5 protein-coding genes, 3 tRNA genes, 1 other RNA gene and 1 pseudogene are annotated in these 8,131 nt (G+C 69.5%); 2 read left to right on the plus strand and 8 right to left on the minus strand.

All coding sequences use genetic code 11. The features are described 5' to 3' along the window. Positions 1–10: 10 nt before the first annotated feature. The 5 genes from rnpB to GZ998_RS06580 all read right to left on the minus strand — a co-directional run bounded on the left by rnpB (position 11) and on the right by GZ998_RS06580 (position 2,397). Positions 11–332: RNase P RNA component class A (gene rnpB / locus GZ998_RS06560), an RNA gene on the minus strand. Between the two features lie 115 nt (positions 333–447). Beyond that, positions 448–1,182 carry a zinc ribbon domain-containing protein gene (locus tag GZ998_RS06565; RefSeq protein WP_161924131.1) on the minus strand — a complete coding sequence of 245 codons (735 nt, stop codon included), beginning with the start codon at positions 1,180–1,182 and terminating at the stop codon, positions 448–450. Positions 1,183–1,308: 126 nt separating this feature from the next. Further along, complete coding sequence (locus tag GZ998_RS06570; protein WP_219109401.1) at positions 1,309–2,178, minus strand: Nif3-like dinuclear metal center hexameric protein; 870 nt, start codon at positions 2,176–2,178, stop codon at positions 1,309–1,311. A gap of 19 nt (positions 2,179–2,197) precedes the next feature. After that, positions 2,198–2,281 (minus strand) — tRNA-Leu (locus GZ998_RS06575). A 25-nt stretch (positions 2,282–2,306) separates the two neighbouring features. Beyond that, positions 2,307–2,397: transfer RNA gene (locus GZ998_RS06580), tRNA-Ile, on the minus strand. Positions 2,398–2,595: 198 nt separating this feature from the next. Between GZ998_RS06580 and GZ998_RS06585 the strand changes: the two genes are divergently transcribed. Continuing rightward, positions 2,596–3,768: an aminotransferase class I/II-fold pyridoxal phosphate-dependent enzyme gene (locus tag GZ998_RS06585; RefSeq protein WP_161924133.1), complete on the plus strand. Its 1,173-nt coding sequence runs from the start codon at positions 2,596–2,598 to the stop codon at positions 3,766–3,768. A gap of 179 nt (positions 3,769–3,947) precedes the next feature. Here the strand turns inward: GZ998_RS06585 and GZ998_RS06590 are convergent. The 3 genes and pseudogenes from GZ998_RS06590 to GZ998_RS06600 form a co-directional block, all read right to left on the minus strand. Further along, a pseudogene (locus GZ998_RS06590) lies at positions 3,948–4,208 on the minus strand (ElyC/SanA/YdcF family protein); the annotation flags it as partial. Positions 4,209–4,300: 92 nt separating this feature from the next. Next, positions 4,301–4,373: transfer RNA gene (locus GZ998_RS06595), tRNA-Val, on the minus strand. Between the two features lie 179 nt (positions 4,374–4,552). After that, a complete protein-coding gene (locus GZ998_RS06600; RefSeq protein ID WP_161924134.1) occupies positions 4,553–4,957 on the minus strand; it encodes a DUF3052 domain-containing protein in 405 nt (134 codons plus the stop codon). A gap of 364 nt (positions 4,958–5,321) precedes the next feature. On the opposite strand from GZ998_RS06600, the gene aceE reads away from it, so the two are divergent. After that, positions 5,322–8,075: a pyruvate dehydrogenase (acetyl-transferring), homodimeric type gene (aceE, locus tag GZ998_RS06605; protein ID WP_219109402.1), complete on the plus strand. Its 2,754-nt coding sequence runs from the start codon at positions 5,322–5,324 to the stop codon at positions 8,073–8,075. Positions 8,076–8,131: the final 56 nt, after the last annotated feature.

An 8,131-nucleotide genomic window follows, 5' to 3' on the forward strand; every position in this document is an offset into this window, starting at 1 on the left:
CCGGTGCGGCAGTGGCGACCATCCATCTTGGACCACCGTTGCCGGTGGCCTCACGCGACCTACCCGCAGGCTCGGGCGAGCAACCCTTTCCGCTTTTCAGCGGGCACCTGCTGCGCGGTCTTGCTCCGAGCGGGGTTTACCTAGCCGTGGCGGTCACCCGTCACGCTGGTGGGCTCTTACCCCACCGTTTCACCCTTACCGACCGTAGTCGGCGGTCTGTTCTCTGTGGCACTGTCCCGCGGGTCACCCCGGGTGGCTGTTAGCCACCGCCCTGCTCTGTGGAGCCCGGACGTTCCTCGATCCGCCGACGCTCCGACGGTACCGCGGCCGCCCGGTCGGCTCGTCCGCGAGGGTGATTCTAGATGATCACTGGTTGGCAGGAGCACCGGCCGCCTGCATGCGCCGGGAGCAGCCGCCGCCCGCAGGCGGGGTGACGCGTCACGCCCGTCAGCCCTCCATGCGGACCACTATTACGTCGTTGTCCTCGGCGTGGATGACCTGGTCCTGCGGCGCGGCGGCGATGCGGGCGTGCTCCTGGGGGCTGATCTCAACGCTGCCGCCCTCAACCCGGCGCCCGTATAGGGCTACTGCCCCGAGCCCACCGGTTCGCTGCCGCACCGCCTCATACTCGGAGAGCAGAGCGTCGTCGATCACCGCGGCCAGCTCGGACCGCTTAGTGCGTGCGTCGGCTATCTCGGTATCCAGGCGGGCGAAGTCGGCATCCCTGGCGGCTGTCAGTTCCCGCCCTCCGGCACGTATCTCCTGCTCCTCCTCGGCGGCGGAGCCAGCTTCCGCCTGAGCGGCCTCAAGCGCTTCCATAGCCGCGATCTGGGCCTCCTCCAGAACCGCCTGCCGCCGGCCGAGCTGGTCGATCTCGGACTGAATCGCGGGTAGGTCACGGGCTGCCGCCTGACCGGAGGAGAGCCGCTCGCGCAGCACTTGGGCGCGCCGGAGGACCTGGTTGACCTCATCCTCACGCGTCTTGGCGTTGGCCTGAGCCTCCTGCAGGGCAGCGGCGGCCACAACGGCGCGCCGCCGGTTGGCCTTCAGGCGCTGTACCGTGGCGTCGATGCGTTCCAGCACCGGCAGGTGCTTGCGCTCGTGTGTGAGGCGCGCGAGCTGCGAGTCGAGTCTCTGCAAATCAATGAGCAGTCGCTGCTGGCTGAGGGGGGCGCTGGTCACGGCTTGATCCTCCGCTGGATATTCGGGGTGGGTATCGAGTTGTTGAGTGGCGGCGCACCCCCTGCGGCCTGCTCCGTGCCCCCGGTGGGCGTGGTCTCGGCCGCGGGCGTGCCCTACGGGGCCGGTTCAGGCCCCGGTGCTTAGGCGCAGCGTCCACGGATCGGTGACGATCTGCGATACGTGCGTCGAAAGTCTATGCCCACGGGCCGCCGCCGCGGACTCCAGCCTGGCTGCCAGCGGTGGCAGCCCAACCCACTCGGTGGCCCAGTGCGTGCCGCACAGCAGGTAGGGCCGACCGGCCTCGAGGTGCTCGCTAGCCGGGTGGTGGCGCAGGTCGGCGGTGAGGAAGACGTCGACGTCGGCGGCACGCGCCGCCTCCAGCAGCGAGTCCCCGGCGCCACCCGATACGGCCATGGTCTCTACGACGGCGTCCGGGTCACCGCCAACCAGGAGCCCGGGCACGGAGTCCGGTAGGGCCGCGGCGACGGCGGCGGCTAAGTCCCGCAGGCGGGTGGGAGCCGCTAGTACTCCCACGCGGCCGATTCCCTGCGCGGGGTCGGCGGGGCTGGGCTGCAGGGGGCGGGCCTGTTGCAGGCCGACGCCGGCGGCGAGCGCGGCAGCCACGCCTCCGTGGGCGGCGTCGAGCGACGTGTGGGCGTTGGCCAGGGCGATACCGGCACGGATATGCCGGTGCACCACCCTCCCCTTGGGGTCTGTGGCCGCAACGTGGTCGGTGCCGCGCAGATAGAGAGGGTGATGCGTGATGACCATGTCCACGCCCTGCTCTATGGCCTCGTCGACGACGGCGGCCACGGGGTCCACAGCCAGCAGGACGCTGCTGACGGGTTCCTCCGGATCGCCGCAGATCAGCCGGTTTGAGTCCCAGTCCTCAGCGAGTTCGGGAGGCGCGGCGCGGCGCAGCATGGCCTCCACCTCCCCCACTGTCAGCGCCTGGTGGTCGGCGAGTGCGTCGGCGTTGGGCTGCGGCTGCGTCATAGGGCCAGGGTAGCGGTGATGGTGCCCCTGGCGGGTCTCGAACCCGCACGCCCGCAGGCAGCGACTTTTAAGGTCGCCGTGTCTACCGTTCCACCACAGGGGCCAGTCGGTGCTCCGCTACGTTCCAGTACCCCCTCTGGGATTCGAACCCAGGACCATGTGCTTATCAGGCACGGACGAGGTATAAGCTCGCTGCTCTAACCACTGAGCTAAGGGGGCGCGCAGGCGTGTCCGCGGGCGCGGGCGCCTGCCCTGGCGCCGGTCGGGCGACCGACGCAGTAGAGACTATCAGTCAGCGTGGTGGCGAAATTCCCATCCCACACCCTGTGCGTCGCTCGGCAGGCGGACCTAACCTTACTACCCTGATGCATTCGTCTCGCGCAGCCGCTCGGTGCGCACGTCTTCCGGAAGGGAATCATGAAGCTCGCGCAGCGCGCCGTCACAGCTCCGCCGTTCCACGCAATGAGCATCGGAGCACGCGCCCGCGAGATCGAGGCCCGCGGGTACTCGGTCGCAAAGCTCAGTCTGGGCGAGCCCGACTTCGGCGCCCCGCCGGCGGTGTGCGACGCCCTGGCCCGCGTGGCCCACCAGGAACTGCCCTACACGGCAGCAGCGGGGCTGCCACAGCTACGAGAGGCGATCTCCCGCTTCTACCGCGAGCACCATGACGTGCAGGTCGATCCGGAGCGAGTCCTGGTGACCTCGGGGGCCTCCGCGGCGCTGCTGCTGGCCGCTGCCCTGACCACCGAGCCGGGCGACGACGTGGTGATCGCCGACCCCTGCTACCCGTGCAACCGTGAGCTCGTGGCCTCCTTCGGGGGACGCATCGTACTGGCCCCCACGCTTGCCGAGTCCCGGTACCAGCTGGAGCTGGACGCCATGGAGACGGCGTGGACCCCATACACCAACGCCGTCATGATGGCCACGCCGTCGAACCCCACGGGCACCTCCATTCCCTATGCCGAGCTGGACCGGATCTGCCGCGCGGCGCGTGCCGCGGGCGCGTGGCGGATCGTGGATGAGATCTACCTGGGTCTGGCGGATCCGGATGCGCAGGGACGTCCGGCGCGCACGGTGCTGGCACTGGACCCGGAGGCGATCGTGATCTCCAGCTTCTCGAAGTTCTTCGGGATGACGGGATGGCGGCTGGGCTGGGTGGTGCTGCCCGAGTCGCTGGTCGAGCCGGCGCGCAACCTGGCGGTCAACTACTTCCTGTGCGCCTCGACGCCGGCCCAGATCGCCGCCCTGGAGGCGTTCACGCCCCAGTCGCTGGCAGTGTGCGAGCAACGTCGGCGCGAGCTGGTGGAGCGGCGTCACCTGGCGCTCGGACAGCTGCGCCGACTGGGCCTGAACATTCCGGTGGAGCCCGACGGTGCTTTCTACATTTACTTCGACGTCTCCGATACGGGGCTGTCCTCGTGGGACTTCTGCATGCGGGCGCTCGATGAGGCGCATGTGGCGCTGACGCCGGGGCGCGACTTCGGGGTGCGCACCGCCGAGTCGCACGTGCGCTTGTCGTACGCGGCCTCCCGGGAGGAGATCACCGAGGGCTTGAAGCGCCTGGGCCGCTTCATGAGCACCCTGGCTTGACCGCACGCCAGCACACGCCGCAGCCCCGCCATGCCGGTGGCTGAGTCACGCGCCCAACCCGGCCCCCATACCGACAGACCCAGGTCAATCATTCCCGCCAGGGCGGTTCCGGGCTTGTGCAGCAGGCGCTCGCCCGGCCGGTAATCATCCGCTCGGGCCAGCCGGGCAGCCAGATCGGGGCGCTGCTGGTGCAGGAAGAGCCTGGCCTTGAGTGCATGCACGGAGTCGGAGACGATGACGATGCGGGAGCAGTGCTCGATCAGGGGGATGACTGCGGCGACATTCTCCCAGGTGGAGCGGCTCGCCGCCTCAAGCACGAGCGGACCGGTGTAGCCGCGGCCGCCCACTGCGTAGCGGGCCATGAGCTCCGCCTCCGGCACGCGGCCCAAACCGCGCCCCTCCCCCGCAGCCAGAATCCCGGCGACGGCGCCCGCTGCCAGCGGCGCCTGCGTCGGGTACTAGCCACGGCACTCCTCTCGGTGCTGCGCATGAGACTGGCCGCCTGGGGTCAGCGGCGCCCGAGGGCGATGGGTGGACCCGGCCGGGCTCGAACCGACGACCTACGCGGTGTAAACGCGTTGCTCTACCAACTGAGCTACAGGTCCGTGCCCGCCACTGGTGAAAGCGGCGGCGCGGGACATTCTAGCGCCGTCGACGGCCGTCCACGGCAACGGGGACCGGCGGGTCGCCCTACGGGGAGCAGCGAGGCACAGTGCCCCAGCCGACGTCGTCTCCCGGCACGCCGTCCCGCTCAGCGCCCGCCCAGTGCCTGCTCAATGCCCGCTCAGTGCCTGCGGCTGGAGACGCGGATACCGCTCCAGCGCTCCCCCATTGAGGCCGCGGAGGTCGCGTGCATGCCGGCTGTTCGCGCCGCCTCCTCGATCTCGGTGGCGTCAACCGCCCCGGTGGTGCGCGCCTTGGGGGTCAGAACCCACACCAGGCCGTCACCGTCGAGGTTGGCCTGGGCGTCAACCAGCAGGTCGGTCAGGTCGTCGATGTCACCGTCGTCGTCGCGCCACCAGATGATTGCGGAGTCCGCAACGTCCTCGAAGTCCTCGTCCACGAGCTCGGTGCCGGTCTGGGCCTCGGCGGCCTGTCGTAGGGCCTCGTCGACGTCGTCGTCGTATCCGAATTCCTGGATGATCAGACCGGGGGCGAAGCCGAAGGCTCCGGCCGCTGTACTCGCCACTGCTGTTCTCTCCGTTTCATGCCGGGGCCGCTTGGCCCGTGCGTCGGCCGCCTTCGCGGCACTCGGTTCTAGCTACTGCACTAGCCCACCGCACCAGACCCGCCGGACGCAAGCGAACACGCCCGAGAGCACGACGCCCGCCCGCGGGATCCTTCAGAGCCGCCGCCTGTAATACACGCCACAACGTGCTCGAGGCCACATCTGCTCTGGGACTTTATTCCCGATTTTGGGTGCGTCGGAGCGCCTCCGCCTCCTAGATTAGGAGTGCTAGTAGCGCACGCGACCGGCGCGGCGGGCGATGCCCTCGGCACACCGCCTGCCGCGCCCCGTCTAAGCCGCCCGGACACGAAGAAAGAGGATCTCCGTGAGCCCTACCAACGACTTCACTCCACTAATCGACGGCCTGCTGCACAAGGTCGCGGACAATGATCCGGACGAGACCGGCGAGTGGCGTGACTCCCTCGACGCCCTCATCGCGGACAAGGGCGGACCCCGGGCCCGCTTCATCCTGCTGAACCTGCTCGCCGAGGCGCGCCGCAAGAACGTGACCGTGCCGGCACAGACCACCACGCCCTACGTCAACACCATCGACGTCGTTGACGAGCCCTACTACCCCGGCGACGAGGACGTTGAGCGCACATACCGCCGTTGGCTGCGGTGGAACGCCGCCGTGATGGTTACCCGGGCACAGCGGCCCGGCATCAGCGTCGGCGGGCACATCTCCTCCTATGCCTCCACCGCCACCCTCTACGAGGTCGGCTTCAACCACTTCTTCCGCGGCAAGGACCACCCCGGCGGAGGCGACCACGTCTTCTTCCAGGGGCATGCCTCCCCCGGTAACTATGCCCGCGCCTTCCTGGAGGGCCGGCTGACCGAGGCGGACCTGGACGGGTTCCGGCAGGAGGTCTCCCGGCCGGCCGGCGGGCGGGGCCTGCCCTCCTACCCGCACCCGCGGCGCATGGAGGACTTCTGGGAGTACCCCACCGTCTCGATGGGGCTGGGGCCGGCGGAGGCCATCTACCAGGCCTGGTTCGACCGCTACCTGCAGGGCGCCGGCATCAAGGACACCTCCGCCCAGCACACCTGGGCCTTCCTGGGCGACGGGGAGATGGACGAGCCGGAGTCCCGCGGCATGCTGCAGCTGGCCGCCTCCCAGCAGCTGGACAACCTCACCTTCGTGGTCAACTGCAACCTCCAGCGGCTCGACGGGCCGGTGCGCGGCAACGGCAAGATCATTCAGGAGCTGGAGGCCTGCTTCAAGGGTGCGGGCTGGAACGTCATCAAGGTGATCTGGGGGCGCGGCTGGGACCGGCTGCTCGCGGCGGACAAGGACCACGCCCTGGAGCACCTGATGATGGAGACGCTCGACGGCGACTACCAGACCTTCAAGGCCAACGACGGCGCCTACGTGCGCGAGCACTTCTTCGGTCGCGACCCGCGCACGGCCAAGCTGGTGGAGAACTGGACGGATGAGGAGATCTGGGCCCTCCAACGCGGCGGCAACGACTACCACAAGATGTACGCCGCCTACAAGGCGGCCACCGAGCACAAGGGCCAGCCCACCGTCATCCTGGCGCAGACGGTCAAGGGCTACCTGTTGGGCTCCCACTTCGCCGGCCGCAACGCCACCCACCAGGTGAAGAAGCTGGGCCTGGAGGACCTCAAGGGGCTGCGCGACCGCCTGCACATCCCGATCAGCGACGCCGAGCTCGAGGCGAATCCGAAGCTGCCTCCCTACTACCGCCCCGAGCCGGACGACCCGGCGCTGGCCTACATGCTTGAGCGGCGCCGCCGCCTGGGGGGCTTCCTGCCCGAGCGCCGTGACCCCGGCGCGCAGCTGCAGCTGCCCGGTGACGCCCCCTACGAGATCCTCAAGGGCGGCTCCGGAAAGCAGCAGGTCGCCAGCACCATGGCCTTCGTGCGGCTGCTCAAGGAGCTGATCAAGGACGAGCACATCGGACGGCGCATCGTGCCGATCGTGCCGGACGAGTCCCGCACATTCGGGCTGGAGTCGCTGTTCCCCACCCGCAAGATCTTCAACACCCAGGGCCAGAACTACACGCCGGTGGACGCGGAGATGATGCTGTCCTACCGGGAGTCGACCTCCGGGCAGATCATGCACACCGGCATCAACGAGGCTGGCTCGGCCGCGCTGTTCCAGGTGGCCGGCACCAGCTACTCCACCCACGGGGAGCCGATGATCCCCGTTTACATCTTCTACTCGATGTTCGGCTTCCAGCGCACCGGCGACCAGTTCTGGGCGGCCGGCGACCAGCTCACGCGCGGCTTCATCATCGGCGCCACCGCAGGCCGCACCACCCTTACCGGTGAGGGCACCCAGCACATGGACGGGCACTCCCCCCTGCTGGCTGCCACCAACGAGGCGGTGGTCACCTACGATCCGGCCTACGCCTACGAGATCCGGCACATCGTGCGCGACGCGCTTGAGCGCTGGTATGGGCCGGATTCCGGCCGCAACCGGGACGTCATGTACTACCTGACGGTGTACAACGAGCCGATCCACCAGCCGGCCGAGCCCGCAGACGCTGACGTCGAGGGGATTCTCCGGGGCATTCACCGCCTCGACGTGCCGCCCGAGGGCGACGGGCCCGAGGTGCAGCTGCTCGCCTCGGGCGTGGCAGTTCCCTGGGTGCAGGAGGCTCGCCGCCTTCTGGCCGAGGACTGGGGAGTGCGCGCCGGCGTGTGGTCGGTGACCAGCTGGAACGAGCTGCGCCGCGAGGCCCTGGAGGCTGAGCAGCACAACCTCCTGCACCCGGATGAGCCGGCCCGCGTGCCCTACCTGACCGCCAAGCTGGGTGAGGCCTCCGGTCCATTCATCGCCACCAGCGACTTCGACCACCTGGTGCCTGACCAGATCCGCGCCTGGGTTCCCGGGGACTTCCACACCCTGGGCGCCGACGGCTTCGGCTTCTCCGACACGCGCGCAGCCGCCCGCCGCCACTACCTGATCGATGCCGAGTCAGTGGTGGTCAAGACGCTCCAGGCGCTGGTGGCACAGGGGCGGATGGACCGCTCCGTGCTATCCCAGGCCATCGCCCGCTACCAGCTTCGGGACCCCGCCGCCGGCCGGTCTGGTTCCCAGGGCGGGGAGTCCTGAGCGCTCCCATCGCCAGGACGCAGGGGCGGCGTCGGCGGGCCAACCCGCCGACGCCG

This window comes from Actinomyces sp. 594, assembly GCF_019325145.1.
GTDB lineage: Bacteria > Actinomycetota > Actinomycetes > Actinomycetales > Actinomycetaceae > Actinomyces.

Bases quoted from the DNA above. Each gene is read 5' to 3' on its own strand.
- GZ998_RS06570 (WP_219109401.1), bottom strand. From the start codon at position 2,178: ATGACGCAGCCGCAGCCCAACGCCGACGCACTCGCCGACCACCAGGCG.
- GZ998_RS06585 (WP_161924133.1), top strand. From the start codon at position 2,596: ATGAAGCTCGCGCAGCGCGCCGTCACAGCTCCGCCGTTCCACGCAATG.